This window comes from Bowdeniella nasicola (assembly GCF_001907295.1).
GTDB lineage: Bacteria > Actinomycetota > Actinomycetes > Actinomycetales > Actinomycetaceae > Bowdeniella > Bowdeniella nasicola.
Map to the genome: position 1 here is coordinate 1 of NZ_MQVR01000149.1, position 1781 is coordinate 1781.

The following is a 1781-nucleotide window of genomic DNA, read 5'->3' on the forward strand; positions in this document are numbered from 1 at the left end:
TCGTCGGCTGCTGCGTCCCAGGCTCCTTCGAGATGAGACGGCGAGAGCAGGCGAGCCTTGCCGCCCTTCGCTTCGAAGATGCCGCCGCGTTCGAGTGCGCCAATCGATGTGTCGGAGGATCGTGCAAGCTGATCCGCGATACCGGAGTTCTCCCGCGCCCAACCGTATTGCCGGTACCACTTCACCGCGAAGCGCGTGTCCGGATCAAAGTCGGACTCCTGCTCGCCAATCACCTCGTCGAGCGTCGAATTGATGAGAAGGAGCGCATCCTTCACGCTCATGTCCGACCCATCCGCCTCACGCACTCGTGAATAGCGCGAGAACACCGAGATTCCCGGACCGATAGCTGCCTGGGCGAGGTCTACCGGTGCAATTGCACCCTGCATAAGGGTACGTAGCGCCTCGGGAAGCTCGGACTTCAGCGCGGCCACAAACGCGCGCCGGGTCGTTGCCGGTGCCTCTTCCGGGCGCGGGCGGCAGGCTAACACGATGGATGAGGCCAATGCGTTGGTGCCGACACTAATCAAGCGACCACCACGCTCGCTACGCATTGGCCAGGTAGCTGTCACTTCCCAGCCTGATTCGATCAGACCATCGAGAAGGGTATGCCAACCAGTGGAGGATGTTCCGGCGTCGCGGGTGTCCTGTTGCTTGTATGCATAGTAGATCGTCATCGGAATGCTCAGGTTGGCCCCCTGTCGCACCCGTGCAAAGACGGAATTGAATCCTTCAATGAAGAACTGTTCGGCCCCTGCCTTCCCACCATGACGATACGGGTTCGCGACGAGTTCCTCGGCCTTTGGCGTCAGCATGGTGCCGACAGTCTTGGACTGAATCGTACTGAGCGACCGACGAAGCCACACGTAGAAATAGTCCGAGAGATCCGAGTAACCAATGTTGTCGTAGTAGGGCGGATCAGTCGAAATGGCGAGCCCATCGTAAGAGCGCGTTGCAGCATCTGCCTGCACCGCCACCGACGAACTGAATGCCGGAGTATGGGCAACTGCCTTCTCTACCCACTCCACATTCCCAGCGAACCCACCTGAGGATCTGGAAAACGGATTCACTTCCGCGTAATCCCAGACCATAGGAAGAGCCTGTCTCCCGAATACATTCCGGACCTTCTCACCGTTGGACTGCCAACTTGCGAGCGACGAAAGGCGATCGGTCTGTCTTCCTACTGCGAGGGTGAGGTACGTCGCAACGGCGTCTGCGTAGGCTTCGGCTCCGGTGCCGCCGTCTTCGAGGCGCGCTCCGGGCTCCATGCCTGCCGCAAGTGCGTCGGTGAGTGCACGCTCCCGGGCCTCGCCCACGAGGTCGCTCAACGTCGTGAGCGCAACCAGCTGCCGATTCGTAAACAGATCCGCCCATTGGGTCATCCCGTAACGAAAGACGTTGATTCGTCCTGGCCAATCGAAGATGTCGCCATCGGGCACATCCTCAGGCCTTGGGACTACGGCAGCCTCGGCTTGTGCCGCAGTGGGCGTTACATACACGCGTCCGCGCGTAGCCTCACCTACTACCGCGATGAGGTGCGCGCCCATCCGTCCTGCACGAGACTGGGCACGGATGTAGTTATAGTCGATTGGCGTACCATCGGCGACCGATTTGGCACCTTTCCGGTTGATCGTTCCGTCGTCGTCACCTGTGGGTCCGTTGGCATCGTGGCGGACTTTGTAGCGGACTTCGCCGTCGATGACTTCGGCGTGTACCCATGCTTCTTTGCCTTTTTTCTTGCTGAGCCACCAGGAGCGCACCAGTGGGACCTCGATGGGGTTCGC

1 pseudogene is annotated in these 1781 nt (G+C 60.2%); it reads right to left on the reverse strand.

What is annotated here, in order from left to right:
• Positions 1-1757 (reverse strand): annotated as a pseudogene (locus BSZ39_RS12695) (DUF1156 domain-containing protein); the annotation flags it as partial.
• Positions 1758-1781: the final 24 nt, after the last annotated feature.